This is a genomic window from Polycladidibacter hongkongensis (assembly GCF_001561995.1).
GTDB classification, from domain to species: Bacteria; Pseudomonadota; Alphaproteobacteria; order Rhizobiales; family Stappiaceae; genus Pseudovibrio; species Pseudovibrio hongkongensis.
The window spans coordinates 55,902-82,372 of the sequence record NZ_LLWC01000024.1; the positions used below are offsets into that span (position 1 = coordinate 55,902).

The following is a 26,471-nucleotide window of genomic DNA, read 5'->3' on the forward strand; positions in this document are numbered from 1 at the left end:
TGTTCCTCTTGGGTTTGCAGCTGGTTAAAGCGGGAAGTCCAGCCCCATCTGGCGGTAGCGCTCGGGGTCATCCGACCAGTTTTCACGCACTTTAACGAAGACAAACAGGTGAATTTTTTGCTCGAAGGCTTCTTGCATTTCTTCACGAGCGGCGGAGGAGATAGCTTTGATCGCCTTGCCATTTTTGCCCAGAACAATGGATTTTTGGCTGTCGCGCTCTACAAAAATGGTTTGTTCGATACGTACAGAGCCATCTTTGCGCTCTTGCCAAAGATCGGTTTCCACCGTGGAGATGTAGGGTAGCTCTTCATGCAAGCGCAGATAAAGCTTTTCGCGGGTGATCTCGGCAGCGAGCATGCGCAGCGGAACGTCTGATGCCTGATCTTCTGGGTAGAGCCACGGCCCCTCCGGCATTTCACCGGCGAAATATTCCAGAATGTCCTTGGTGCCGCTGCCGGAGAGGGCAGAGATCATGAAGGTCTGGTTGAATTTGGTGTACTCGTTGGCTTTCTTGGCCAGATCGAGCAGTTTTTCGCGCTTGGTGATATCGACTTTGTTGAGCAGCAGCACCTTGGGCATTTTGATGTTTTGCAGCTCGGTCAGAATACGCTCGACGGCTTCGGTAATGCCGCGGGTGGCATCAATGAGAACGGCGATAACGTCGGCGTCTTTGGCGCCGCCCCATGCACTGTCGACCATGGCGCGATCCAAGCGGCGGCGGGGGCGGAAAATGCCCGGCGTGTCGACGAAGACAATCTGGCTTTCGTCTTTGATGGCAACCCCGCGGATCATAGTGCGGGTGGTCTGCACCTTATGGGTGACAATGGAAACTTTCAGGCCGACCAGTTGGTTCAGCAGGGTGGATTTGCCTGCATTGGGCGCGCCGATCAGCGCGACAAAGCCCGCCTTGGTTGGCTGTTGGCCCGCTGGGGTCTCTTCCGGTGTTGGTTCTGGTGTGAATTCGGTCATTTATGGATGTCCCTTTGCGGTGATTGGCGGGGCCTAGCTCTCGGCCCAAACGCCTTCACGGACAAGAATTTCGGTTGCGGCGGCTTGCTCGGCTGCGCGGCGACTTTTGCCTTCAGCTCTGGCCGGATGTGTGTCGGAGATGGTGACCTCAACAACAAAGAGCGGCGCGTGGTCGGGGCCTTTGCGGTCGATGATAGCATAAGTCGGGGTGGGTTTGCCTTTGCCCTGTACCCATTCTTGCAAGGTGGTTTTGGCGTCGCGCAGGGGGCCAGCGTAGGACTTCATGCGCGGGGCGAAAAACTTGCGGGTGATGCGGTCGGCCTCGGCGTAGCCGCTGTCCAGATAGATGGCGGCGAGGATGCTCTCGCACATATCGGCAAGCAGAGCTGCTTTGGTGCGGCCACCTGAACGGGCCTCGGCATCGCCAACGCGCATGTGATTGCCCAGCCGCCATTCTTTGGCGACTTCGGCGCATGTTTCTTTCTTTACAAGCTGGTTGAGCCGGCGGGCGAGTTCACCTTCTTCCGCTTTGGGGTATTCAGCCTCCAGCATGGTGGCGACGGAAAGGCCCAAGACGCGGTCACCGAGGAATTCCAGGCGCTGGTAGCTGCTGTCGGCGGCTGCGTGCAGAGGTAAGGCGCTGGCGTGGGTGAGGGCGCGCTTTAACAGGAGCTTGTCTTTAAAGGTATAGCCGATCCGCTCTTCCAGCTTGTGATCGTTCTCGTTTTTTTTGTTCTTTATCATTTACGTGCTTACGGTGTGAAAATTCGAAGCGCCGGGCTGAAGGGCCCGGCGCCAGTATGCGCTTAAAAGCTTAAAGGGTTGTCCCCAAGCGTTCCCAGCGAATGGACCAAGGCCATTTCCAGAACATCCATGGGGCGGCGCCTTCTTCCAGCGAGAAGAAGATTACATCGGCCCGGCCCACGAAATTTTCGAAGGGCACAAAGCCCACAGCGCTCATGACGCGGCTGTCCTGCGAGTTGTCGCGGTTGTCACCCATCATGAAATAGTGTCCAGCTGGGACTTTAAACACGCGCGTGTTGTCGGTGGTGCCGTTGGCAAACAAATCCAGCGTGTGGTAGGAAACGCCGTTCGGTAGGGTTTCCATGTAACGGGTAACGCGGCGCGGGGTGCCAGAGGCATCCTTTTCGATAAAGTCATCAATGCGCTCGCGCTTTACAGCTTTGCCATTGATGAACAGTACGCCATTTTGCATCTGAATCTCATCGCCCGGCAGGCCGATAACGCGTTTTATGTAGTCGGTGGAATTGTCGCTCGGCAGTTTAAATACTGCGACATCGCCGCGTTTGGGTTCGCCGGACCAGACACGTCCATCCATGGGTACCAAGCCAAAGGGGAACGAGTATTGGCTGTAGCCATAGCTGAATTTGGAGACGAAGAGGTAGTCGCCGATCAGCAGGGTATCTTTCATCGAGCCGGAGGGAATGTTGAACGGCTGAAACAGAAATGTGCGCACAACAAGAGCGAGCAGTAGCGCCTGTACAACAACCTTGATGGTCTCGTAGACGCCACCATCCTGTTCTTTGCTATCTTGGGACACGCTCATGATTATCCTTAGTTGTCAAAAAGAAAGCGGCCCAGCTGCCGCGCTAAAGCTTCTTGTGCTGCAAGTTGCAAATGCATGGGCAACCTGCGCTATCTAACATAGTAGGCACTCATAGCCGTTCAAGAGCCACTGTGCAATGACAACGGGGCAGCTCTGCGGTTTTTTATGGGAAGAAGGGGCGAGGGCTGTCTATATGTCGCGTAGATCGGTTTTCGTGGTCACCGGCGGTTATGCTTGCGGCTCCGGCCAATCGACGGGGCGGGCGGAGATGACAACGAACGCTTGTGCCCACGGAAAGTCATCGGTGATGGTGACATCAATCTGCGCGGTAAAGCCGGTGGGCGTCATGGCGGAGAGGCGTTCAGCGGCTTTGCCGGTCAAGTGCATGGTGGGTTTGCCGCTTTTCAGGTTAACAACGCCCATTTCTTTCCAAGCGGTGCCCATGGACAGGCCGGTACCGAGGGCCTTTGAGCAAGCTTCTTTGGCGGCGAAGCGTTTGGCATAGGAGGCGCTGCGGTTTTTCCGGGTTTCCGACTTTGTTTGTTCGATCTGGGTGAAGACGCGCTCCTGAAAACGTTGGCCAAATCGGGCGAGCGTTTTGTCGATGCGGCGGATATCGCAAAGATCTGAACCGATACCTAGAATCATCTGCGCGACCTTTCTTCAGCTGACTTGAAACAGGATGGGCGACGAAAAGCCTGCTTAGGCCTCCGGGTCTTGCATCTCCATGATATGCTGGGCGCGGCGCTTTTGGAAATGCTGAAAGCGGTTGCGCTGATAGGCTTCTACGGCGCGGCGTACAGGAAAGTAGAAGGCCAAGCCACAAATCAGGGCCAGTGGTAGGGAGCCTACCAGCATTGGCACAAAGGTATCCATGGAGTGGCTGAGGAAGGCCTGCGCTTTTTCAAGCAGTGGCATGTCAGCGTGTTTAAACTTTTTTGCGGTAAGCTTTAGTGCCTTGATTGGCGGGGCATCCTTAGCCTCTTGATAAAGCAGGAAACTGCCGAGCTTGTAGGTGGTCGCCCAGATGAACGGAAAAGTGAGCGGGTTGCCTACAGCTGTGCCGAGTGCGGCGGCCAGCATGTTGCCTCTGGTCACAAATGCCAGAATGAAGCTGAATATGAAATGAAAGCCCACAAATGGCGTGATCGAGGCGGCGGCGCCGCAAGCAAACCCCATGGAGACGGTGTGGGGGCTGGCGGAAAGACGCAACACCCGCTTGCCGAAGTATTTGGCCGAGCGCAGCCAACTGCGGCGCGGCCACACGGCCACGCGAAGGCGCTCTAGGCGAGATGGGGTCTGTCGGCGTTTAAAGAGCATTCCCTGAACTTCTTTTGTTGGGCATCTGCCTTTTTACATCCCTAAAGTTATGGGGCGCTTTAGCCGGATACACTGCGATTAAACGAGGTTCAAGGAAAAATCCGGCTATCGTGTGGTTGCAAACCATTTTTCCTTGCAGCTACTGGTGGCCCGGATAACGTTAGGTTGCTTTCGTCATCCGGGTGCCTGATTTTTAACCGTTAATGCGCTTTGCATTGGAGATGTTGGCCTTGGAGCGCAACTGATTCAGGATCTGATTGAGGTGTTTGAGATCCCAGACTTCCAAATCTATCCGCATCTCGTGGAAATCCGAGGCCTTGCGGATCATCTTGATGTTGTCGATGTTGCCTTGCAACTCGGCGATAACCTTGGTGATGGTGGCCAGCGAACCGGGCTCGTTGACTGCAAAAACCGCGATCTGCGCCGGGAAACGCTCCGGGTTGTCGGGATTTAGTTCCCAGCGGACATCGAGCCAACGCTCCGGTTGATCTTCAAAATCTTTTAGATCAGGTGATTGAATTGGGTAGATCGTGATGCCAACACCGGGGCTGAGGATACCGACGATGCGGTCGCCGGGCACTGCGCCGCCATTTGGTGCAAAGCGCACGGGAAGCGTGTTGCCCATGGCGCGGATTGGAAACGGGCTCGCCTTTTCTTCGCCCTCAGCGCCACCACGCGCACTTGTTTCCGGAACCTTGAATTTAACCGATGAGCTTTGACCAAGGTCGAACCAGCCATCGGCTGCGGTGGCTGCGGGCAGGGCAGTTTTTGCCCGCTCTGCGGCTTCTGGCTTTACATCGGGGTAGACCACTTGCAGGATTTGCTCGGCTGACAACTCGCCGCGGCCAACGGCAGCGTAGATGTCCAACAGGTTTTCTTTGCTCCAAGAACCGGCAAGGCCCTCCAGATCTTCTGGCACCAGTTGTTTACCAGCGCTTTCAAACGCGCGCTCCAAGATATGGCGACCCAAGTCGCCATATTGCTGGCGGGCTGAGGCTCGGGTGGCGCGGCGAATTGCGGCGCGTGCCTTACCGGTGACGGCGATATTTTCCCAAGCTGGCGGCGGGGTTTGCGCTTTGGAGCGAACGATTTCAACTTCGTCCCCGTTGGCCAGCACAGTGACCAGCGAAGAAATGCGGCCATTCACTTTACAGCCGACACAGGTGTTGCCGATGTCTGTGTGGACGGCGTAGGCAAAATCGATTGGTGTGGCGCCGCGAGGTAAAGCAATGAGTCGCCCTTTTGGCGTAAAGCAGAAGACCTGATCGTGGAATAACTCCAATTTGGTGTGCTCAAGGAATTCTTCTGGGGTATCGCCATGGGCGAGCATATCAATGGTGGAGCGCAGCCAGCCATAGGCGCGCGATTCTGCTGTCAGACCAGAGATATCGCGCCCGCCGGAAACGCCATCCTTATAAAGCGCATGCGCGGCAATCCCGTTTTCGGCGATGCGATGCATGGTGTCGGTGCGGATTTGCAGCTCGACACGCTGGCGCTTGGGGCCGACCACGGTGGAGTGCAGCGAGCGGTAATCGTTTTGCTTTGGCGTAGAGATGTAGTCCTTAAAGCGACCCGGCACACAGGGCCAAACTGTATGGATAACCCCAAGAACCCGATAGCAGGCCTCGACAGTGTTAACGATAACACGGAAGCCGTAAATATCGGAGAGCTGCTCGAAACCAAGGGATTTTTGCTCCATTTTGCGAAAAATGGAGTAGGCACGTTTTTCGCGGCCGCTGACCTTGGCGGTGATGCCACGCTCGGCGAGGCGCTGGGTAAGATCCGCCTCAATGTCAGCGATGATGCCTTCGTTTTTCCCGTGCAGCTGCGACAGGCGCTCTTTGATGGTCGCGCAGGCTTCAGGATAGAGGGTTTCAAAGGCAATATCCTCCAGCTCGTCGCGAATCTCCTGCATCCCCATTCGGCCTGCGAGCGGTGCGTAGATCTCCATGGTTTCTTCGGCGATGCGGGCGCGCTTGTCTTCGCGCATGTGATGCAGCGTGCGCATGTTGTGCAAGCGGTCGGCCAATTTGACCAGTAGGACGCGCACATCATCGGAGATGGCGAGCAGCAACTTGCGGAAGTTTTCCGCTTGTTTGGCTCTGCGTGATACCAAATCAAGCCGCGAAATTTTGGTAAGACCTTCAACCAGCTTGCCGATCTCTTCGCCAAACAGCTGGTCGATTTCGGCGCGGGTGGCGTCGGTGTCCTCAATGGTGTCGTGCAAGAGCGCTACGGCGATGGTTGCGTCATCCAGCTTTAGTTTTGTGAGGATTGCTGCAACTTCGAGGGGGTGGGAAAAATAGGGGTCGCCGGAGGCGCGGAATTGGGAGCCGTGCTTTTGCATGGCATAGACGTAGGCCTTGTTGAGGAGTGCCTCATCGGCATTGGCGTTGTAACTGGTAACGCTTTCAACAAGTTCGTACTGACGCATCATGGGAATTGGGTCGCTTCAGGCAAGGTTTTGGGAATTCCTGCAGCGCCAAAGAAAAACCGGCGCCGACAGGGTCGGCGCCGGCAAAATTGGGCTTAGTAGTCGTCTGTCCGCTCTGGCGGAACCAGACCCTCTAGACCTTTAAGCAGGTCTTCCTCGGTCATGGTATCAAAGACAACTTCGCTGTCGTCGGTGGACGACATTTCAACGGCTGCCGGATCGCTCGGAATCATCGGGGCGGTCTCTGGCTCTGGCTCATCTACTTCTACATATTTTTGTAGGGAGTGAATGAGATCTTCCTTGAGATCCTCTGGGCTGACGGTTTCATCAGCGATTTCGCGCAGGGATACGACGGGGTTCTTGTCGTTGTCGCGGTCGATCGTCAGAGGGGAGCCGCTGGAAATCATCCGGGCGCGATGGCTGGCAAGTAGGACCAGCTCGAACCGGTTTTCGACTTTGTCGATGCAATCTTCGACGGTCACGCGCGCCATAGATATACTCCGTATTGGTGGGAATTCAGTCCGACACTCTTATATGGCTTTTATTTTGCAAGCAAGAGCCTATCTGCGTTTTTCTAAGAAGATATGAAGGGGTGTCTGTATGCTATTTGAAATAGCGAAGATGAAGATTGAAATAACGTAACGATAATGCATTTGCATGTAACCGTTTTCAGGGTCAAATTTTTAGAAAATTTTCGTTTAACTGAAATTTGTGAAAGGAATGATTGTCCGGTGGCAAAAAACTCGGCGACTATTTTCTCGATAATTTCATGAAATCCGTTGAAAATACAATGCGCTTCCGATTTTTCTTGTGTGATAGGTTCTTTGAAAACTTAGTTGCTTTGCTTTGGGTTAAATTATTCTTAGAATTTTGTGTGCGCTTGCGTATGGTTTTCGCTGGATATTTGCTTTTGATTCTTAATAAGTACTAATAGATGCTGAGTTTCTGTTGATTTTAATATGCTAAATCTGTCAATTTTTTTCAGCATGCTTTAGTTTCGTTTTTCGAGAGATGGGGGCGTTCGACCTTTATTAACGGGTCCGTCTCATATAGGAGGTAGTGGTCAGTGTCGGCTGGTGATATAAATCTATCACGAGGGCCGCATGATTGCGCGGCCATGTAAAAAGTCTGTAAGAAGAAAGCCAGATCAGATTTTTTACTGGATTGTGTTAGAGTTTAAAACAAGCGTTGCTGTGCACTGGAAAGGCAAACGAGATTATGTTCGATCCTCGCGAAAAAATAGCTTTATTTATTGATGGAGCAAATCTTTATTCAACTGCCAAGGCCATCGGTTTTGACATTGATTACAAACGATTGCTTAAGGAGTTTCAAGCCAAGGGGTACTTATTACGTGCCTACTACTATACAGCGCTTGTCGAGGAGCAGGAATACTCGTCTATCCGGCCGCTGATCGATTGGTTGGATTATAACGGTTATAAGGTGGTGACCAAGCCGGTTAAGGAGTTTGTTGATTCTACCGGGCGCCGCAAAATTAAAGGTAACATGGACATCGAGCTTGCCGTCGACGCCATGCAGTTGGTTGATCATGTTGATCACGTGGTGTTGTTCTCAGGTGATGGTGACTTCCGATCTTTGGTTGAGGCGTTGCAGCGCCGTGGCCGCAAAGTATCTGTTGTCTCTACTTTGCAAACGCAGCCGCCGATGATTGCCGATGATCTGCGCCGTCAGGCGGATCACTTTATCGAGCTCAGCACGCTGATGCAGAAGGTTGGGCGAGATCCTAGTGAGCGTCCGCAGCGTATGATGGATGAGGATGAGGGTGCGGTGGAAGACGACTACTGATCGCACGTTGATTTCTAAGAGTTTTTTAGGGGAGGCATAGCCTCCCTTTTTTGTAGTCATCCCCTTTTGTTGCCAATGGCTTTAGCGGTGCAAAGCTTCAAGGCGATATCGGCTAGTGTCCGAACTGGCCAAGCGGGTCGTCCTCGACTTCGCCGTCGTCCTCTACCCAGCCTGCGGCGCCTAGGTGTTGCTGGGGTTGAAAGCGGCGTTTGTAGGCCATCTTTTGAGAGCCGTTCACCCAATATCCCAGATAGACATAGGGAAGTGCAAGGCTGCGAGCACGTTCAATGTGATCAAGTATCATGTGTGTGCCCAAACTACCCTCGGAAAAATCGGGGTCAAAAAACGAATAGACCATCGAAAGCCCGTCTATGAGGCGATCGGTCAGAGCGACGGCGAGTAAGGGGCCTTGTGAATGCGCGCCTGTGTTCAGGTCCACAGTGTTGGCGCGATACTCGATGATTGCTGTTTCGACGTGAGTATCTTCGATCATGAGTGCGTATTCGGGCAGCGTCATGCGGCTCATGCCGCCGTCATTATGGCGTGCGGCGAGATATTTTTGAAACAGATCGTACTGTTCTGCCGAGGCGGAGGGGGGCAGTTCCTCGCCAACTACACTGCGCAGACGCTGCCATGACCTGCGGAAAGAGCGGGTCATCTTGAACTGGCTGGCACAAACGCGCACCGAAACGCAAGCGCTGCACTCCTCGCAGGCCGGGCGATAGACAATGTTTTGCGAGCGACGAAAGCCACCTTGCGAGAGCACGTCATTCAAAGACGTGGCGTTGGGGCCGACAAGGTGTGTAAAGACCTTGCGCTCTTTGCGGTCCTCCAAATAAGGGCACTCGCTGGGGGCGGTGAGGTAGAATTGCGGGTTTTCAAAAAACTGCCGTGTCATTCCTATCCAGATCTGTCCAGAGGTGTTTCGCTCTCAGGCCACCATTGTTGCAGAAAGCCGATAGGTTTGTCATCTGCAAATCTATCGGGCACCTAGAGGCCATAGTAGAACGGGGCGACTAGGGAGAATGTGAGCCAAACAATGAGTGCCAGCGGGGTTCCCGCCATAAGAAAATCGGAGAAACGATAGTGGCCAGGGCCCATGACGATCAAGTTGGTTTGGTAGCCAATGGGGGTGGCAAAGGAACAATTGGCGGCAAAAATCAATGCCACGATGAAGGGTTCAACCGGAGCGCCGACACGGTGGGCCATATCTATCGCGATGGGTGTGAAGATTACGGCCGTCGCGTTGTTGGAGAGCAAATTCGTGAGGATGGCGACCACGGCAAACATCAAGGAGAGCAGCATGGCCGGAGAGCTGCCCTCGGCGATGGAGACCAGCGTTGAGGCGATCAGGCTGGCGCCGCCAGAGGCTTGTAGGGCGAGTGAAGAAGCAATGGAGGTACCGATGAGCATAAAGATGCGGCTGTCCACGGTGCGCAGGGCTTGGCGAATGTTGAGGCAGCCACAGGCGATCATGGCAAAGCATCCGGCAGCGGAGGCCACCACGATGGGGACGAGGCCAGAGATGGCCGCGGTGATCATGGCTGCAAAGACAAACAATGCCCGGCGGGCATATTGTCTTTGCGGGAGCTCGGTTGCGGACCAATCGAGCAGGAGGACATCGCGGTTGCCGCGCAAGCGACCTATATCTTCTTCGTTACCGCCAATGAGGAGAACGTCACCGGCCTCCATGCGAATATCGGTCATGGCCATGCGGGGCATGCGGGAGCGACGCTGCAAACCGGTGACAACACAGGCGGTATCGGCATGAAACCCAGCCTGAGCGATGGTGCGGCCGATCAGGCGGGAGCCGGGAGCAACAACAGCCTCAGCTAGTACCAGAGCGCCTGAGGGGGTGGTGGTGGTTTCTGTGTCACCATTGCCGTTGCTCTCGTTACTATCGGCTGGCAACAGAGGGTTGCGGCGGCTCATGGCCTTCGTGAGAGTATCACGCGTAGCGGCGACAATGACAGTGTCGCCGGGCGAGAGAACCACGTTTTCAAATGGAGGCAGCAGGGGGCGCTCGCCCCGCTGGATGAGGCGCACGGTCATGTCTTTCAGGCTGGGAAAGAGACCGGCCACGGCTTTGCTGCCAGCCAGTGGATGGCCATAGGTGATTGGGATTTGCGCGATAAACTGTTTGCCGCTGGTGCCGCGAAACTCTTCGGCCATGGTTTTGCGCGGGGTGAGCAGGCGCGGCATGACAAACAGGACGTAAAGTACGCCTACAGAGATAGTAAGGAGGCCAATTTCAAAGAAGCTAAAGAAACCAAAATCGACCTCTCCGGAGGCATTAGCGATGCTGGCCACAAGCAGGTTGGTTGAAGAGCCGATCATGGTGGTCATGCCGCCAAGGATGGTGATGAAGGATAGCGGCATTAACATGCGTGCGGGAGAGCGGGCGTGGGCGGCGGCAACTGCTGTGATTATCGGCAGGGCCATGACGACGACAGGGGTGTTGTTCAAAAAAGCGCTAAGCGCGCCGACGATCAGCAGCAGAGGGGTGAATGCCAGCCATTTGCGACGGCGCGAGACTTTGAGAACGAACTGGGCCGGCTTTTCAAGCGCGTCGGTATGGAACAGGCCTTGACCAACGATCAGCAGGGCGATGACGGTGATAAGGGCTGGATTGGCAAAGCCGGTGAGCAGGTCTGCCGGGGATAGCTGGCTGCCTTGCCATTCAAGGCCGCTAACCTGCGCGATAAGCATTAAGGCGACAAGGGAGCCAAGCGCTGTGATTTCGATGCTATAGCGTTCAGTTGCATAAAGCAAAATGGTGATGCCTATGGTGGCAAACACAAGAATCATAGGCAGACTGAACGCGTCCATTGCAGCTCCGTTGACTTCGCCGGGCAAGCAGTTGTGCTTTAAGTGTTTAGCTGGCTTGCCCGAATTCGTGAAGTCTCAGGTTCTACCAGTATCCACGGTCAGATCAACTGGCGCGGCGGTGTTGATCACGATTGTTCCAAGAACAATGTCGTGGAGCAAGCGTTTTTGATTGCTCAGCAGAGAAACGAGGAGCACCAACGGGGTTAACAAGGAGACCGAGAAGTAGAAAAGCAGTGTGTGCGCAAGGGCGTAGGCGGGATCCATTGCGGTTCCGTTGGTGCGGCGCATTTGCAGGCCCATGGAGCGCATACCCGGGGTGGCGGAATTTGCGCCGCCAAGGGTAAGGCAGATGTAGCCGAGCGCAACTGCTGGCCACAAAATGGCATAGAGCAGAAAGCCAAGCCCCAAAGTGACGATTCCAAGCACAAAAACAGCAACAAAGGCAATGGCGAACACAATGGAGATGGCAATAAAGTCTATCAGGAACGCAAAGATGCGCTTTGAGCGTACAGAAGAGAAGAGGTCTTTGCGACCATAAAACTGGTAGTTCTGTTGTGTCTGCGCAGGCTTGTGCATGGAAAGGTCGGTGCCCATCGGTTGTGTCCCAAATACTTAAAAATAAAGAGGCTGCGTAGTTCATAGTGTGTTTTGCGCAGGAGCTCTAGGGTTTCTTGTAGGATTGCTTGGAAAAGCTCTGGGATATATCTGGGGGCGCTTGGTGCCGCTTGCAAGGGGTATCCTTGCAAGCTGTTGTTTTTGGATAGGTTGGCTTAAGCGTTTTGCTTTCCTAGTTTGTCTTCTTCAAAGTCGCCATAGGCGCTACTATTCACGACAGCTGTGCCAAGTATAACATCATGTAGGGTACGCTTGTAATTGCTGATAAGCGGGCAAAGCAAGAGGGGAAAGAAAATAGTCCCAATAGAGAAGATGCTAGCGGAAAACACCATGAATGAGATAGCGTAACTGAAGTTAATTGGTTTTCCGTCATTCCTAAAAGCTTTCAGTCCTACGGCCTGCATTCCCGGTGTTGCTTGTTCTTTACTGCCTAATGTGTATCCATAGTAAATAAAAGGAAGTAAAAAAAATAGTAAATTGAGGGGGTTTGAGGTAATTAAATAAATGACGGTGTGTAATTCGTAATTTTGGTATGCTATATTATGAATGTCTGTTCCCAAGAATGATAATACAAAAACCCCGAGCGCAAAAATGGCTAAATCGATGATAAGCGCAAAGAAGCGCCTTCTTCTCGTGTTTTCGATTAAAGAACTTATCTGATCATCGCTAAATTTATTATAAAATTCAGCGGAACGGAAAGCGGAAAATTCACTATGCATAATTACACCCTATTTAGTTAAAATATAATGGTGCATAGCTCTAAGGTAAATAAAAGGTTGTTGCAATGGTTTGCGCAGCCAGAAATTGAAATGACTGCGCAAACATCCGCTCTTTAAAACAGAGTTGTGTATTTAGCTGTGATCCCCTTGGCCCAAAGCTGTCACTGTTATGCCTTCTGCTTCCAGCGAGGAAATTATTTCTTTGGCATGTTCTGCGCCGCGGGTTTCGATGGTCACATCTAGGGTTGCGCCTTTTGCCGGTACATCGAGGAACATGCGCTGGTGCGAGACCTCTAGGATGTTACCTCCCAAATCGCCGATAATACCAGAGATCAGCGCCAGTAGGCCGGGCCGGTCTGGAATAGTACAGCGGATTGACATGATATTGCCATCGCGGACCAGCTCGCGCAGCATGATGGAAGTCAGCAAACGCGGATCGATATTTCCGCCACAAAGAACAAGGCCAACCTTCTTGCCCTGAAAACGGGCCGGATCAGAAAGCACGGCGGCCAGCCCCGCAGCACCGGCGCCCTCGGCGATGGTTTTTTGTAGGGTTAGGTATGTGTTTATGGCTTTTTCAATGCGGGTTTCGCTTACCAGCACCACGTCATCCACGTGCTGTTTTACCAGCTGAGCGGTGAGGGTGCCGGGGGTTTTTACAGCGATGCCCTCTGCCAGCGTGTTGCCGCCCGCCGCGCGAGACTGGCCCTTTAATGCGTTCCACATGGAGGGGTAAAGCTCGGTCTCCACGCCGATGACCTCGATTTGCGGTTTAAGCGCTTTAGCCGCAACAGCCATGCCGGCAACCATGCCGCCACCGCCAACTGGGATAACAAGGGTGTCCAGCTCCGGCTCATCCTCCAGCATTTCCAGCGCAATGGTGCCCTGACCGGCGATGACATTCACATCATCAAACGGGTGCACCCATGTATAGCCATGGGTCTTGGCAAGGCGCTCGGCCTCGGCGAAAGCATCTTCTACGGTTTCACCGGCAAGCACCACCTGCGCGCCAAAGCGGCGGGTGGAATCTACTTTTACATGAGGCGTGGCCTTAGGCATGACGATAACCGCGGGAATGCCAAGGCGGGTGGCGTGGCGGGCAACGGCCTGTGCGTGATTGCCTGCCGACATGGCAATGACGCCACTTTGGCAAGCGCTTTGCGGCAGGGTGAGCAATTTGTTGAGGGCACCGCGCTCTTTAAAAGCGTTTGTGACCTGCATGTTTTCGTATTTCACGTAGATCTGCGCGCCTGTGCGCTGACTGAGTTGCGGGGAATACAAAAACGGGGTGCGCATCACTTGGCCAGCAATGGCGGCGGCGGCGCTGGTGATTTGATCGAGGCTGAGGGAGGGGAGAGACTGTGTCATGTTTTGTGCTTTTGAGTGTTGGCCCTGCTGCCTTGACCCTTCTGCTTAGGGGTATCTGGCGGGTGTCGCCAGATGCGTGGGTGGCGGGTGTTATGGGTAGACTTTGCAAGTGCGCGGTTTTAAGCGCGGGATTTCAGCTTTTTAGCGACGTCCAACGCGAAGTAGGTCAGGATGCCATCGGCACCGGCCCGTTTGAACGCGAGCAGGCTTTCGAACATGGTTTTTTCAAGATCCAGCCAACCGTTTTGCGCTGCGGCGTGGATCATGGCGTACTCACCAGAGACCTGATAGGCAAAAGTGGGGCTAAGGAACGTGTCTTTCAGGCGGCGGACAATATCCAGATAGGGCAGACCGGGCTTTACCATGATCATATCGGCGCCTTCTTCCAGATCAAGGCGGGCTTCTTCCAATGCTTCATCGGTGTTGGCCGGGCTCATTTGATAGGTGCGCTTGTCGCCTTTCAAGGTGCCGCTGGTGCCTACCGCATCGCGGAAAGGGCCGTAGAAGGCAGAGGCGTATTTGGCGGAGTAGGCCATGATCTGCAGATCTTCAAAGCCGTTGTTGTCCAGCGCCTTGCGGATGACGCCGATGCGGCCATCCATCATATCGGATGGGGCAATGATATCGGCTCCAGCCTCGGCCTGCACCAGCGCTTGGCGAGCAAGCAGGGCGACAGAGGCGTCATTGACAATGACTTCGCCTTGCAAAAGACCGTCGTGGCCATGCAGGGTGTAGGGGTCTAGCGCCACATCTGTCATCAAGCCAATGGGGATGCCAGCGGATTTGATGGCACGCAGGGCGCGGCAGGTTAGGTTTTGCGGATTAACGGCCTCGGCAGCGTCCTCGGTACGCAAGTGGGCAGGTGTGTTGGGAAACAGCGCCAGTGCGGGAATACCAAGCTCGGCAGCTTCTGCCGCTGCCTTGACCGCCAGATCAACACTCATACGGGCCACGCCGGGCATGGAAGATACGTCTTCGCGGCGGTTCTCCCCTTCAATCAGAAAAATTGGCCAAATCAGATCGCTGGTGCTAAGCGCGTTTTCCTGAACAAGGCGGCGCGACCAATGGGTGCGCCGGTTGCGGCGCATCCGGCGTCCGCGCAAAACGTCGTTGACGGCGATGGTGGCTTGGCTTGGCTCTTGCATCTGGCGGATCCTTTTCGTTTTGCGTACACTTGCGGGGGCGGCCCCTTAAGGGATATTCGCGCTTACTATGTTGGCGAAGCAGTAACATTGCTCATTTGTCAAGCAAACCCAAAACCGAGAAAATTGGCCATGAGTTCAATTTTTTTTTGATCACGATCAAGCTTAAGCTGCGTCCATGCAGATTTGCCAAGGTGTCGCGTCAAAACGATCTGTCTTGGTTTAAAAAATACCGACTGGTCGGGAAAACTATTTGTGTTTTGGGAGGGACGCATGGATTTTGCAGCAAGCGAGGAGCAGCGCGCTTTTATCGAAATGGCCGCTGCCTTTAGTGCCGAGCGGCTCGCGCCGGGGGCGGCGGCATGGGACCGGGATAGCCATTTTCCGCTGGATGTGTTGCAAGAAGCGGCAGAGCTGGGCCTCGCCGGGCTTTATGTGGATGAAGCCTCTGGCGGCAGCGGGCTGGGGCGCCTTGACGGAGCGTTGATCTTTGAAGAGCTGGCAAAAGGGTGTACCTCCAGCGCGGCGTTTCTCTCGATCCACAATATGGCGGCGGGGATGCTTGATAGGTTTGGTTCGCCGGAGCTAAAGGGGCGGTTTTTATTGCCGCTATGTGCCATGGAAAAAGTGGCGAGTTACTGCCTGACCGAGCCGGGATCCGGCTCTGATGCCGCGTCCCTGCGAACCAAGGCGGTGCGTGAGGGGGACACTTACGTTTTAAATGGGTCCAAAGCCTTTATCTCCGGCGGTGGTGTTTCTGATCTGTATTTTTGTATGGTGCGTACGGGCGGCGAAGGGGCGGCGGGTGTTTCCTGCGTTGTCGTTGAAAAAGGGACGCCGGGCCTCTCTTTTGGGGCCAACGAGCACAAGATGGGGTGGAAAAGCCAGCCAACGGCGCAGGTGAATTTTGAAAACTGCCGTGTGCCCGTGGCTAACTTGCTTGGAGAAGAAGGGCAGGGCTTTAAGATTGCCATGGCAGGGCTTGATGGCGGGAGGCTGAATATCGGCGCCTGTTCGCTGGGTGCGGCGCAGGCCTGCCTTGAACAGGCGCAGACTTATATGGACGAGCGGCAACAATTTGGCCGCAAGCTATCGCAGTTCCAAGCGTTACAATTCAAGCTGGCGGATATGGCAACAGAGTTGGAGGCGGCACGATTGCTGTTGCATAAAGCGGCGGCGCTGCTGGACGCAAAAGATCCAAGTGCAACCAAATATGCGGCAATGGCCAAGCGACTGGCCACCGACACGGGTTTTAGGGTGGTCAATGAAGCCCTGCAAATTCATGGAGGCTATGGCTATTTGCAGGATTATCCTCTGGAGCGTTTCCTGCGGGATGTGCGGGTGCATCAGATACTAGAGGGGACAAACGAAATCATGCGCGTAATTGTAGCGCGGGAGATGTTGGCGGGCCGTTAGGGCAATGACACGTTTTAATAGGGATAACAGAACACAGAGGTTGGAATGAGTGACGTATCTTTGACAGTTGAAGGGCGTGTAGGGGTGATCACCTTGACGCGGCCCAAGGCCCTTAACGCTCTCTCGCATGACATGATCCGGCAGATTGATGCGCAGCTTGCAGCTTGGGAGCAGGATGTGGGAATCGCTTTTGTGCTGATTGAGAGTGCAAGCGAGCGGGCGTTTTGTGCTGGCGGAGACATCAAGCAAATCTGCCTTGATGGCATGAGCAAGGCGAAACAGAACCACGCTTTCTTTATTGACGAATATGAAATGAACAAGCGCCTTTATGCCTATGATAAGCCGGTGGTTTCGTTGATTGACGGCATTGTTATGGGGGGAGGCTTTGGTTTGGCCGGACATGGTCGTTATCGGGTTGGCAGTGAAAAGACGAAATTCGCCATGCCGGAGGTTGGTATCGGCTTTTATCCAGACGTGGGCAGCGGGTATGTGCTCTCGCGTATGGAAGATGGGTTTGGCTTTTATCTTGGCCTCACGGGCGGCGTTGTTGGGCAGGGTGATGCGTTTGCCTGTGGGTTCTTGACCCATTGTGTGGCGAGCGCTGACATGCGTGCGCTGCGCAGTGCCTTGGTTGCGCTTGAAGCGGCGGGCGAGGTGGAGGCGGTGTTGCGGCGCTTTGGCGGCGAGGCGACGCTAGAAGAGGCTTGGGCGCAGCGGGCCCTTCTCAAGCGGTGCTTTGGCGGGAATTCAATCGCGACAATCCTCGGGGCGCTAGATGAGGCCACAAGCACAGCCCCGGCGGCAGCCACACAGGAGTTTGCCAGTAAAACGGCGGCGCAGATTCGCAGCAAATCCCCCACCAGCCTTGGTGTTACCCTTAAGCATCTTCGAGGCAGCCGCAATCTGGATTTTGTTGCCTCGATGGAGCAAGAGATGCGCATCTCGGGGCATATGCTGATGAACCCAGATTTTTATGAGGGTGTGCGCGCGGTTGTTGTTGATAAAGATCATCGGCCTGATTGGCAGGAGTTCTCTGATTCCGCAGCGCAAGAACGCTTCACAGCCAGCTTTTTAGCGCAGGAGCCTGATTGGAAACGGCTGCAAGAGGGGGTGCAATCGCGCGTTGTTTAATCATAAAATGCGCCGAACTTGTGATTCCCTCGCATTGGCGCAGGGGCATCTTGGATCGAGAGGGCTGAAAGATGATGGGGCAAAGCGGGCTTAGTGCACCGGGCCATGCTGCAGCAGCGCGTGCTGTGCTACCTATGCAGCGTTGGCAGGAAATTTATTTCCGCGTGCTGTCGGCTATCATGCTTGGTCTTGGTCTCTATCATTGGGCAGTGCTGATCCAAGTGGTGCCGCTTTATGACAATACCTTGTTATCGATGACCATGGTCCAACAAGCCTTGGTCATCGCCAATAGTGTTTTAAGCTTGGTGGTGGCCGTGGGGCTTTGGCTGCTGGCCAGTTGGGGCGGAATTCTCTGGCTGGTCTATGCGTGTGCGCATGTGTTGCTGGTGTTTGCTGCGCCGCGTATCGTACCGGCGAGTACAACCGAAGTCCTATTGTATCTATTTGCAATCGCAGTTTACCTGATCCTTATGTTTTTAAAGGGTCGGGAGGCAAGGGACTAGTAACCCGCCGCCCAGCCCACATGTGCATTTGGGAGGGTGGCATGAACGAGACAGCATTGCGGATCGGGTTTATCGGCCTTGGCAATATGGGTGGTCCGATGGCGGCAAATCTGGTGGCGGCAGGCCACGAGGTTTGCGGGTTTGATTTAAGCATTCGGGCGAGCGATGCGCTGGTTCTGGCAGGGGGAACCGCCGCGACGTCTCTTGCTCATGCGGTTGAGAACGCGGATGTGGTTATTTCCATGCTCCCTGCTGGCCAACACGTGGTGGCCGTGTACTCCGGCCCTGACGGCGTGCTGCGCCATGCAAAAGAAGGTGCGTTGTTCATCGACTGTTCGACAATTGATCTGGAAAATGCGCGTTCTGCCAGTGCGGCGGCGGCGGCAAAAGGCTTTGAGATGCTGGATGCGCCCGTTTCCGGCGGCATCGCCGGAGCAGCGGCTGGGACGCTGACCTTTATGGTTGGCGGTAGTGTGTCCGGTTTTGCCCGCGCAGAGCCACTGCTAGCAATTATGGGGCAAAAAAGCGTCTATGCGGGTGAGAGTGGGGCGGGGCAGGCCGCGAAGATCTGCAATAATATGCTGCTTGGTATCTCGATGATCGGGACTTGCGAAGCGTTTGTTCTAGCAGAACGCATGGGGCTGGAGCCGCAGAAGTTATTTGACATTGCCTCAACATCCTCTGGTCAGTGTTGGTCGCTCACGTCCTACTGCCCGGTGCCGGGACCTGTCGAATCATCTCCTGCCAATCGGGACTACCAGCCCGGCTTTGCCGCTGAATTAATGTTGAAAGACCTTGGACTTTCTCAGGAAGCGGCCAAACTTTTCGGCACGCATACACCTCTGGGGCAACATGCTGCACAACTCTACAAAGATTACTGCGAGCATGGGGGACGTGGCCTTGACTTTTCAGGGATAATCAAGTTTCTCAGAGAAAAGGTTTGAAGGCGCTAAAACAGTACTACATCTTTCCGACTAGTTCGGGCCGAAAAAATTAAGAGAAAATTCACTTAGTCTCTTAAGTGGTTCTTAGATGCGGTGAGATAAATTTGCCTCAACTGCGGAATAAATAATAGATAGAAGATCTGAACTGAATGAGGCGCGACCAGATGGAAAATACTAACCGTGCTGTCGAGGTAGTAAATCAAGAAGGTGAGGCGGCAAGCCTGAAAACTTCTTACCTAGAAGCGCTGACATTGATCGAGCGACTGCACCGTCGCTTGCTTGATGTTATCAAAGACGAGTTTGACCGTATGGGCCGCTCCGATGTGAACAGTGTGCAGGCATTGCTTCTGTTCAACATTGGAGATGCGGAACTGACGGCGGGCGAGTTGCGTACGCGTGGCTATTACCTTGGCTCGAATGTATCTTATAATCTGAAGAAGCTGGTAGAAACCGGCTATATCAACCATGAGCGGTCCCAGTTAGATCGGCGCTCTGTTCGGGTGAGCCTGACGGAAAAAGGCCGCGAAGTGGCGCAGATTGTAGATGATCTCTATGGTCGTCACATTCTGTCCGTTGAGCAAGTTGGTGAGCTTGGTAACGAGAAGCTTGCGGAGCTGAACAAGTCGCTTCGTCGCCTCGAGCGCTTTTGGACAGATCAGATCCTTTATCGGCTTTAAGCGTTTTATTGCTTGGATTACAAAAGGCACCTTGGCGCAAGGTGCCTTTTTTGCGGTTGCAGTCGTATGTTTGCTGCGGCCCTGTGGCAGCTGCCGCGGGTGACGACTTGGCCGCTTTTCTTTGGAAAACTCGTGCGGGCGATCACTTGAAAAGCGCAGGACATTAATCCGCCATATTGAGCTTTTCTAGCTCATGCTTTAGCCAGAACCTTGTCAGTTGAAGGCAAGGCACAGGCGCTAGAAGCGTCTGACGAAATTTGCAGTGTTGCAACTGCGGGAACTTGTTGGTGCAGGAGAATGAGTGCTGTGGCCGGTGAAAAGAGAAAATCCCTTCATCAAGGGATGCTGATTGGTGGACTATGCCTTGCCGGCGGGGCGCTGGCGAGTGTTGGTGCAGCTCAGGCGCAGATCCGTTTGCTAAATGTGGAACAACCACAAAATGCGGCGCCTGCGACAGGAGTGGTTCCAGATGGGTTGCCACAAGCACAACCTGAATATGTTCCGGCAAATGCTGCTGCTAACTCTGAAATATTCGAGGAGGCGGAGTGGGCTGACGGTTTTGATGCCTCATTTGTCGACGCCCGGCCACTGGACAAAACCGCGCCAACAGTCTCGCACTATAGCGTGAGCTATATCGGCCAAGCTGTGCAGCGCTATGAGAACATTGTGGCGCAAGGGGGCTGGGAGCCGGTTCCTTACACAAGCAAGCCGTTGCGGGTGGGTATGCGTCATAGCGCTTTGGTGCCACTGCGTAAAAGATTGATGGCAGAGGGCGACCTGCCGGTTTCAGTTGGCATTTCCGAGACTTTCGACAGTTTTGTCGATAAGGCCGTGCGCCGCTTCCAGTTGCGCCATGGCTTGGTGGCCGATGGTATTGTCGGTAAAACGACCATCGAAGTGATGAATATTCCGGCGGTGGAGCGGCTCAACCAGCTGCGGATCAACCAAGTGCGGGCGGCGGAGCTTGCGCCGAAACTGGGCGATAGTTATGTCTTGGTGAATGTTCCTGCGGCGCGGATCGAGGTGGTTGATCATGGTATGGTGCGCTCGCGCCATACGGCTGTCGTGGGGAAGATAGACCGACAGACACCGCTGCTGGACTCTGAGATTTTCGAGGTGAATTTTAATCCGTACTGGACTGTTCCCACCTCGATTATCCGGCGCGACCTCATACCAAAAATGCAAGAGGACCCAAGCTATCTTGCGGATAACCGCATTCGCATTTTTGATTGGCATGGCAAGGAATTGCAGTGGCAGGAGATTGACTGGACTACGGATCAGGCAACGCAGTATCGCTTTACGCAGGATCCGGGGGATGGCAATTCTCTGGGATCGGTGCGGATCAACTTCCACAATAAGCACCAAGTCTACCTGCATGATACGCCGGAGCAATCCCTGTTTGGCTCGGGCTACCGGTTCCACTCTTCGGGTTGTGTACGCGTGCAAAATGTGCGTGAGCTGGTGACGTGGTTGCTTGGCTCTACCACGCCGGAATGGGATCGCCAACGGGTTGATGAAGCTATTCGCGGTGGTGCGCGTGAGGATGTGAAGCTGAAGGCCCGGGTTAAGCTGCATCTCTCCTATATCTCCGCGTGGGCACAGGCAGATGGATCGGTGCATTTTCGCGATGATATCTACAAGATGGATGGCGAGGGGCAAAACCTCGTAGGAGCGCAGAAAATCCAGTAGTGTTTTGCTAGAGGAGTGCGGGGATGATGGCGGATACTGCGGTCTATTTCGAGTTTGTGCCTCTCGGCGCGCAGGTCAAAGTCTCCGCGATTTGCGCCAGTACGGGGGTTGAAGTCTCGCTTCTGGTGCCAAAAACAACACCGCAAACCTATATGCAGGACTTGGCGCTGCGCAAGTTACGCCGCCGCTTGGCGCAGGATTAGCCGGCTAGGTTTTCTTATGTGAGAAAACCCTCATTTTTCAACGACAGCTAGCGCTTGTGAGATCCCGGGTTTGGTATGCATATATCTTGTGGGCGACCCTTGGTTTGCTTGCACAAATATGGTAGTAGCCTGATCCCGAACACGGATAAAAACACGTTGCACCGATTGCAGGTGACACTTTCTTCTTTTCCAGAGCGTGATGAGGCCACCCATGACCATCTCCGAGACTATTTCAAAGCCGCTTTACCCTGACTTTTTCAGTGGTTCGCTGGCTGAAGGCGATCCGGAAATCGTGAGCGCGATCAATGACGAGTTGAAACGCCAACAGAACGAAATCGAGCTGATTGCGTCTGAAAACATCGTTTCTACCGCTGTGCTGGAGGCGCAGGGCTCTGTCTTGACCAACAAATACGCCGAGGGCTATCCGGGCCGTCGCTATTATGGTGGTTGTGAGTATGTTGATGTGGTTGAGCGTCTGGCAATCGAGCGCGTGACCAAGCTGTTTTCCTGTGAGTTTGCCAATGTGCAGCCAAACTCCGGTTCGCAGGCCAACCAATCGGTGCTGATGTCTTTGGCTAAGCCGGGCGATACCATTTTGGGTATGAGCCTTGATGCCGGTGGCCACCTGACACACGGTGCCAAGCCGAACCTGTCCGGTAAGTGGTTTAACGCGATCCAGTATGGTCTGGACACGGCGACCGGCTATATCGATATGGACGAGGTTGCCAAGCTGGCCCGTGAACACCAGCCAAAAATTATTGTGGCCGGTGGTTCTGCGTATTCCCGCGAGATCGACTTTGCGGCGTTCCGCGCGATTGCTGATGAAGTTGGCGCCTATCTTTGGGTTGATATGGCGCACTTTGCCGGACTGGTTGCCGGTGGCACGCACCCAAGCCCGTTCCCGCATGCGCATGTTGCAACCTCCACCACACATAAAACCCTGCGCGGGCCGCGAGGTGGCTTGGTGCTGACCAATGACGAGGCGATTGCCAAGAAGATCAACTCTGCGATTTTCCCTGGATTGCAGGGCGGGCCGTTGATGCATGTGATTGCGGCGAAAGCTGTTGCCTTTGGCGAGGCGCTGCGCCCAGAGTTCAAAACCTACGCGCAGACAGTCGTCGAGAATGCCAAGGTGTTGGCGCAGACGCTGGTTGAAGGCGGTCTGGATATTGTTTCTGGTGGCACGGACACCCACTTGCTGCTGGTTGATCTGCGCCCAATGAACCTGACCGGAAAAGCTGCCGAGAAGGCACTTGGCCGTGCGAACATCACCTGTAACAAAAACGGTGTGCCGCTTGATCCGCAAAAGCCGACGATTACCTCCGGTATTCGCCTTGGGACACCTGCGGGCACCAGCCGCGGATTCGGGCCAGAAGAATTCCGCCAAATCGGTCTGATGATCACCGAAGTTCTGGAGGGCTTGCGCAAGTCAAACAGTGATGAGGGTGATGCGGCGGTTGAAGCTGCGGTGAAGGAAAAAGTGCTGAAGCTGACTAGCCAGTTCCCGATCTATGCCGGTTAAGTCTGGCGGGCCGCCGGGGAACTGGCGGCCCTCGTTTTTTGCCGACCCAGTTTTGCTTGGCTTCGGTGTTTGTGAACGTTTGCTTGATCCCAAGGAGTTTTAAATGCGTTGCCCGTATTGCGGTGGAGAAGACACTCAGGTGAAAGACTCGCGTCCGACCGAGGATAACACCTCGATCCGGCGGCGCCGTGTCTGTCAGACCTGTGGTGGGCGCTTTACCACTTTTGAGCGGGTGCAGCTGCGCGAGCTGACGGTGATCAAGAAAAGCGGGCGGCGGGTGCCGTTTGACCGGGAAAAACTGATGCGCTCGGTGCTGATCGCCACTCGTAAGCGTCCCGTAGAGCCAGAGCGTATCGAGCGCATGGTATCCGGTCTGGTGCGGCAGCTGGAAAGCTCTGGCGAAAGTGACGTCATGGCAGAAGACATAGGTCATCTGGTCATGGAAGGCCTCAAGACTCTTGATGATGTGGCGTATGTACGTTTTGCCTCAGTTTACAAAAATTTCCGTGAGGCTAAGGATTTCGAGGCGTTGCTCGATGAGCTGTCCGATGGTGATGAAGATCCATTGTTGATGCCAGAGCGCTAAGTGTGGCATACGCCGCAGTATTTGGCATTGCTGGTCGTGCCCTATTATTAATGCAAGTGGCTTCCGGTTTTGTCGTAATTGCATTAGTGTTCAGTTCTATTTGGTTTTCTGGATAAGGACGCAGCGCTTGCAACGTCTCTCGCCTTTGCAAAATGATCGTCGTTTAATGGCTGCGGCGTTGGCACTTAGTCGGCGTGCGCTTGGGCGAACCCGGCCAAACCCGGCTGTCGGGGCGCTGATTGTGCAAGAGGATGCGCGAGGGCGGCAGATCGTGGTTGGGCAGGGCGTGACGCAGCCCGCCGGACAATCCCATGCAGAAATTGTGGCACTGCGCGAGGCGGGGGACAAAGCCCGCGGCGCGACGGCCTATGTTACGCTGGAACCCTGCGCCCACTATGGCCGCACGGGCCCTTGCGCCAGAGCACTGGTTGCTGCCGGTGTTGCGCGGGTGGTGTTTGCCGTTGGCGATCCCAATCCGGCGGTTTGCGGCAAGGGCCGGCAAATTCTGGAAGAGGGCGGTGTGCAGGTCACCCGCGGTGTTTTGAAACAGGAATGCAGCGAGGTTCTGGGTGGTCATCTGGCCCGGGAGGTGCACTCGCGCCCGTTTGTACAGCTGAAGATGGCGATCTCGCGCGATGGGTTTATTGGCCGACACGGGGATGGGCAAGTGGCGGTAAGTGGCCCGTTAAGCAAGCGTTATGTGCATGCCTTACGTGCGCAGGCCGATGCGATTGTAGTGGGGGTTGGTACGGTCATTGCGGATGATCCCTCGCTGACCTGCCGTCTGCCGGGTATGGAAGTTTTTTCCCCTTTGCGTGTGGTGTTTGACAGCCAAGCGCGGTTGCCGTTGGACAGTCAGTTGGTCCGTTCGTTGGATACGCATCCGGTTATGGCGATTGTTGGTGATCACGCTCCGGCGGATCGGGTGGGCGCGCTGGAGCGGGCCGGTGTCGATGTGGTGGTGAGTGATTGCCGCGTGGGTGAACGTCTTTGCCTTGACGAGGCATTGAAGAGTTTGAAAATGATGGGGCTCACCCGTTTGATGGTCGAGGGGGGCGCACAGCTTGCCCGGTCCTTCCTAGATGAGGGGCTTGTTGATGAAGCGTTGATCTTGCGCGGGCCGCATGATATCGCCGCGGACCGACCCGCCAGCGGCATTGAGCCTTTTGGCGGGGATGGGCTCTTGCCGCTTACCGCCGGGTATCACGGAGTGCCGCTGCGCCGGATTGGCGAAGACCGGCTGTGGCGCTATACACGCAAAGCGTGAGATGTGTTTAAGGAAGATACGACTATGTTCACCGGAATTGTGACAGATGTTGGCCGGATCGTGAGCTGCGAGGCCGTAGCTGCCGGGCTGCAAAGCCGGATAGCCACCGCCTATGATGCCAATTCGATAGATATCGGTGCCTCGATTGCCTGTTCGGGCGTGTGCCATACGGTGACTGCCAAGGGCTGTGAGGATGGGCAGAACTGGTTTGAAGTGGTCTCAGCGGCGGAAACCCTGCGGCTGACCACGGTTGCAGACTGGCAAGCAGGGCAGGAGCTTAATCTTGAGCGCTCGCTTGGGCTTGGTGCCGAGCTGGGTGGCCATCTGGTACAAGGGCATGTGGATGGGAAAGCCAAGATTGTGGCGCTGGAACAGCATCCCGAGAGTGTTTATATCAAGTTTCAATGTGCGCGAGAATTTGCCCGCTTTATCCCAAAGAAGGGATCCGTGGCGCTGGATGGCACGTCTTTGACGGTTAACGAGGCGGAAGGGGAGACATTCTCGGTTTTCCTTATTCCGCATACGCTGCTGGTTACCACTTGGGGGCAGCGCCGTCTTGGAGACGATGTTAACCTTGAAGTTGATATGATGGCGCGCTATGTGGCTCGCCTTGCAGAGTTTTCTTGAGAGGCTTTGCGGGGGCGCTGTTAATCAGCTGGCGCGAAACATATAAAACCGCTGGACTTTAGAGGCTACTCGTGGTTCCTCTAGCGCCCAAGGTTATCCCAAGAGTGCCATAAGCGGCCTTCGCGTTGGAGAAGGTCCCAAGCAGGAAGCGAGACTACCATGACGTCTGTGCCAAATATCCTCGTTATCGAGGCGCGTTTCTACGAAGATCTGGCAGATGCCCTTTACGAAGGGGCTGAAGAGGTGCTGGAGCGGGCTGGTGCGCGTATCTCGCGTGTGAGTGTGCCGGGCGTTTTGGAGATTCCTGCGGCTATGTCTATGGCGCTCGCAGCTATTGAAACCGGCAGTGCCGACTATGACGGCTTTGTTTTGCTTGGTGTTGTGATTCGCGGTGAAACCACGCATTACGATGTGGTTTGCAATGAATCTGCCAGAGCGATTATGGAGCTGGTGGTTGATGCTGCTGTGCCGGTGGGCAACGGGATCCAGACAGTTGAAAACGAAGAGCAGGCATGGGCACGTGCCAGCCTCGACCAGAAGAACAAGGGCGGCGGCGCAGCCGAGGCTTGCCTTGCGATGATCAAGGTACGCGACCGCTTCGGGATTTAAGCAAGTATGGAACAAGAGAATAATAAGGGCGCAAAAGCGCCTCGTCTGGTTAACAAGCGCGGCGCGGCGCGGCTTGCCGCTGTGCAGGCTGTGTACCAGCTTGAAGTTGGCGGAAGCCGGGTGAATGACGTTGTCAGCGAATTTGAAGTGTTTCGCCTTGGGCAAGAGCTTGATGGCGAGAAATACCGCGATGCGGATGCGGCGTGGTTTCGCGATCTGGTGCAGGCGGTGTTTGAAGAGCAGAAGATTATCGATCCGAAGCTGCACAGCATCCTGTCACAGGATTGGCCGCTAAAACGGGTTGATGCAACTTTGCGCTCTATTTTGCGTGTGGCCTATGCGGAGCTTTTGCGCAAAAAAGATGTTCCGGCGAAAGTGATTATCAACGAGTTCATCGAGATTACCAAGGCGTTTTACGATCAAGACGAGCCGAAGCTGGTTAATGGCTTGCTCAACCGCTTGGCGCGTGATGTGCGCGCGGACGAGTTTGACGCCTAGGCAGCGGCGGGTCTTGGGCAGGTGTGCCCGAAG

At 54.7% G+C, this 26,471-nt stretch carries 27 protein-coding genes; 14 read left to right on the forward strand and 13 right to left on the reverse strand.

The window, feature by feature from the left end; translation table 11 throughout:
* Positions 1-24: 24 nt before the first annotated feature.
* The 7 genes from era to rpoZ all read right to left on the reverse strand — a co-directional run bounded on the left by era (position 25) and on the right by rpoZ (position 6,781).
* Positions 25-969, reverse strand: a complete 945-nt coding sequence (gene era / locus AYK82_RS11735; RefSeq protein ID WP_068315908.1) for a GTPase Era — start codon at positions 967-969, stop codon at positions 25-27.
* 33 nt (positions 970-1,002) lie between these two features.
* Positions 1,003-1,713: a ribonuclease III gene (gene rnc, locus AYK82_RS11740; RefSeq protein ID WP_068315911.1), complete on the reverse strand. Its 711-nt coding sequence runs from the start codon at positions 1,711-1,713 to the stop codon at positions 1,003-1,005.
* A 70-nt stretch (positions 1,714-1,783) separates the two neighbouring features.
* Complete coding sequence (gene lepB, locus AYK82_RS11745) at positions 1,784-2,536, reverse strand: signal peptidase I (RefSeq protein ID WP_068315914.1); 753 nt, start codon at positions 2,534-2,536, stop codon at positions 1,784-1,786.
* Positions 2,537-2,764: 228 nt separating this feature from the next.
* Positions 2,765-3,184: a holo-ACP synthase gene (gene acpS / locus AYK82_RS11750; RefSeq protein ID WP_068315917.1), complete on the reverse strand. Its 420-nt coding sequence runs from the start codon at positions 3,182-3,184 to the stop codon at positions 2,765-2,767.
* 54 nt (positions 3,185-3,238) lie between these two features.
* Complete coding sequence (locus AYK82_RS11755) at positions 3,239-3,856, reverse strand: DUF2062 domain-containing protein (protein WP_068315920.1); 618 nt, start codon at positions 3,854-3,856, stop codon at positions 3,239-3,241.
* 193 nt (positions 3,857-4,049) lie between these two features.
* The gene (locus AYK82_RS11760) at positions 4,050-6,293 is read right to left on the reverse strand and encodes a RelA/SpoT family protein (RefSeq protein ID WP_068315922.1); all 2,244 of its coding nucleotides are present in this window, start codon (positions 6,291-6,293) and stop codon (positions 4,050-4,052) included.
* Between the two features lie 92 nt (positions 6,294-6,385).
* Positions 6,386-6,781 (reverse strand): DNA-directed RNA polymerase subunit omega, encoded by a 396-nt coding sequence (gene rpoZ, locus AYK82_RS11765; RefSeq protein WP_068315924.1) that lies wholly within the window; start codon positions 6,779-6,781, stop codon positions 6,386-6,388.
* 727 nt (positions 6,782-7,508) lie between these two features.
* Here rpoZ and AYK82_RS11775 point away from each other — a divergent pair.
* Positions 7,509-8,093 carry a LabA-like NYN domain-containing protein gene (locus tag AYK82_RS11775; protein WP_068315930.1) on the forward strand — a complete coding sequence of 195 codons (585 nt, stop codon included), beginning with the start codon at positions 7,509-7,511 and terminating at the stop codon, positions 8,091-8,093.
* A gap of 112 nt (positions 8,094-8,205) precedes the next feature.
* Here AYK82_RS11775 and AYK82_RS11780 read toward each other — a convergent pair whose 3' ends face one another.
* From AYK82_RS11780 to hemB, 6 genes are all read right to left on the reverse strand, one after another.
* The gene (locus tag AYK82_RS11780) at positions 8,206-8,991 is read right to left on the reverse strand and encodes an arginyltransferase (protein ID WP_068315932.1); all 786 of its coding nucleotides are present in this window, start codon (positions 8,989-8,991) and stop codon (positions 8,206-8,208) included.
* Positions 8,992-9,083: 92 nt separating this feature from the next.
* On the reverse strand, positions 9,084-10,922 hold the full coding sequence (locus AYK82_RS11785; RefSeq protein ID WP_068315935.1) for an SLC13 family permease: 1,839 nt from the start codon (positions 10,920-10,922) through the stop codon (positions 9,084-9,086).
* 75 nt (positions 10,923-10,997) lie between these two features.
* Complete coding sequence (locus tag AYK82_RS11790; RefSeq protein WP_068315938.1) at positions 10,998-11,516, reverse strand: RDD family protein; 519 nt, start codon at positions 11,514-11,516, stop codon at positions 10,998-11,000.
* Between the two features lie 176 nt (positions 11,517-11,692).
* Positions 11,693-12,256, reverse strand: coding sequence for an RDD family protein (locus tag AYK82_RS11795; protein ID WP_068315941.1), 564 nt, complete (start codon positions 12,254-12,256; stop codon positions 11,693-11,695).
* Between the two features lie 132 nt (positions 12,257-12,388).
* Positions 12,389-13,624 (reverse strand): threonine ammonia-lyase, encoded by a 1,236-nt coding sequence (locus tag AYK82_RS11800; RefSeq protein WP_068315944.1) that lies wholly within the window; start codon positions 13,622-13,624, stop codon positions 12,389-12,391.
* A gap of 119 nt (positions 13,625-13,743) precedes the next feature.
* Entirely contained in the window at positions 13,744-14,769 is a 1,026-nt protein-coding gene (gene hemB, locus AYK82_RS11805; protein ID WP_068315947.1) for a porphobilinogen synthase, read from the reverse strand.
* Between the two features lie 270 nt (positions 14,770-15,039).
* Between hemB and AYK82_RS11810 the strand changes: the two genes are divergently transcribed.
* The 13 genes from AYK82_RS11810 (at position 15,040) to nusB (ending at position 26,438) form a co-directional block, all read left to right on the forward strand.
* Entirely contained in the window at positions 15,040-16,182 is a 1,143-nt protein-coding gene (locus tag AYK82_RS11810; RefSeq protein WP_068315950.1) for an acyl-CoA dehydrogenase family protein, read from the forward strand.
* Between the two features lie 45 nt (positions 16,183-16,227).
* Positions 16,228-17,313 carry an enoyl-CoA hydratase/isomerase family protein gene (locus tag AYK82_RS11815; RefSeq protein ID WP_068315952.1) on the forward strand — a complete coding sequence of 362 codons (1,086 nt, stop codon included), beginning with the start codon at positions 16,228-16,230 and terminating at the stop codon, positions 17,311-17,313.
* Positions 17,314-17,384: 71 nt separating this feature from the next.
* Complete coding sequence (locus AYK82_RS11820; RefSeq protein ID WP_068315954.1) at positions 17,385-17,816, forward strand: DUF6163 family protein; 432 nt, start codon at positions 17,385-17,387, stop codon at positions 17,814-17,816.
* A gap of 41 nt (positions 17,817-17,857) precedes the next feature.
* Entirely contained in the window at positions 17,858-18,760 is a 903-nt protein-coding gene (gene mmsB / locus AYK82_RS11825) for a 3-hydroxyisobutyrate dehydrogenase (protein ID WP_068316444.1), read from the forward strand.
* 164 nt (positions 18,761-18,924) lie between these two features.
* Positions 18,925-19,437 carry a transcriptional regulator LdtR gene (gene ldtR / locus AYK82_RS11830; RefSeq protein WP_068315957.1) on the forward strand — a complete coding sequence of 171 codons (513 nt, stop codon included), beginning with the start codon at positions 18,925-18,927 and terminating at the stop codon, positions 19,435-19,437.
* A 297-nt stretch (positions 19,438-19,734) separates the two neighbouring features.
* Positions 19,735-21,126 carry a L,D-transpeptidase family protein gene (locus tag AYK82_RS11835; protein WP_068315960.1) on the forward strand — a complete coding sequence of 464 codons (1,392 nt, stop codon included), beginning with the start codon at positions 19,735-19,737 and terminating at the stop codon, positions 21,124-21,126.
* Between the two features lie 23 nt (positions 21,127-21,149).
* Positions 21,150-21,329, forward strand: a complete 180-nt coding sequence (locus AYK82_RS11840) for a DUF6898 family protein (RefSeq protein WP_068315964.1) — start codon at positions 21,150-21,152, stop codon at positions 21,327-21,329.
* Positions 21,330-21,540: 211 nt separating this feature from the next.
* Complete coding sequence (gene glyA / locus AYK82_RS11845) at positions 21,541-22,851, forward strand: serine hydroxymethyltransferase (protein WP_068315967.1); 1,311 nt, start codon at positions 21,541-21,543, stop codon at positions 22,849-22,851.
* Positions 22,852-22,954: 103 nt separating this feature from the next.
* Positions 22,955-23,437 carry a transcriptional regulator NrdR gene (gene nrdR / locus AYK82_RS11850; protein ID WP_068315969.1) on the forward strand — a complete coding sequence of 161 codons (483 nt, stop codon included), beginning with the start codon at positions 22,955-22,957 and terminating at the stop codon, positions 23,435-23,437.
* A 127-nt stretch (positions 23,438-23,564) separates the two neighbouring features.
* The gene (gene ribD / locus AYK82_RS11855; RefSeq protein ID WP_208976482.1) at positions 23,565-24,704 is read left to right on the forward strand and encodes a bifunctional diaminohydroxyphosphoribosylaminopyrimidine deaminase/5-amino-6-(5-phosphoribosylamino)uracil reductase RibD; all 1,140 of its coding nucleotides are present in this window, start codon (positions 23,565-23,567) and stop codon (positions 24,702-24,704) included.
* Positions 24,705-24,728: 24 nt separating this feature from the next.
* On the forward strand, positions 24,729-25,331 hold the full coding sequence (locus tag AYK82_RS11860; protein ID WP_068315975.1) for a riboflavin synthase: 603 nt from the start codon (positions 24,729-24,731) through the stop codon (positions 25,329-25,331).
* Between the two features lie 159 nt (positions 25,332-25,490).
* Positions 25,491-25,940, forward strand: coding sequence for a 6,7-dimethyl-8-ribityllumazine synthase (gene ribH, locus AYK82_RS11865; protein WP_068315978.1), 450 nt, complete (start codon positions 25,491-25,493; stop codon positions 25,938-25,940).
* Between the two features lie 6 nt (positions 25,941-25,946).
* Positions 25,947-26,438: a transcription antitermination factor NusB gene (gene nusB, locus AYK82_RS11870; protein ID WP_068315980.1), complete on the forward strand. Its 492-nt coding sequence runs from the start codon at positions 25,947-25,949 to the stop codon at positions 26,436-26,438.
* Positions 26,439-26,471 lie beyond the last annotated feature (33 nt).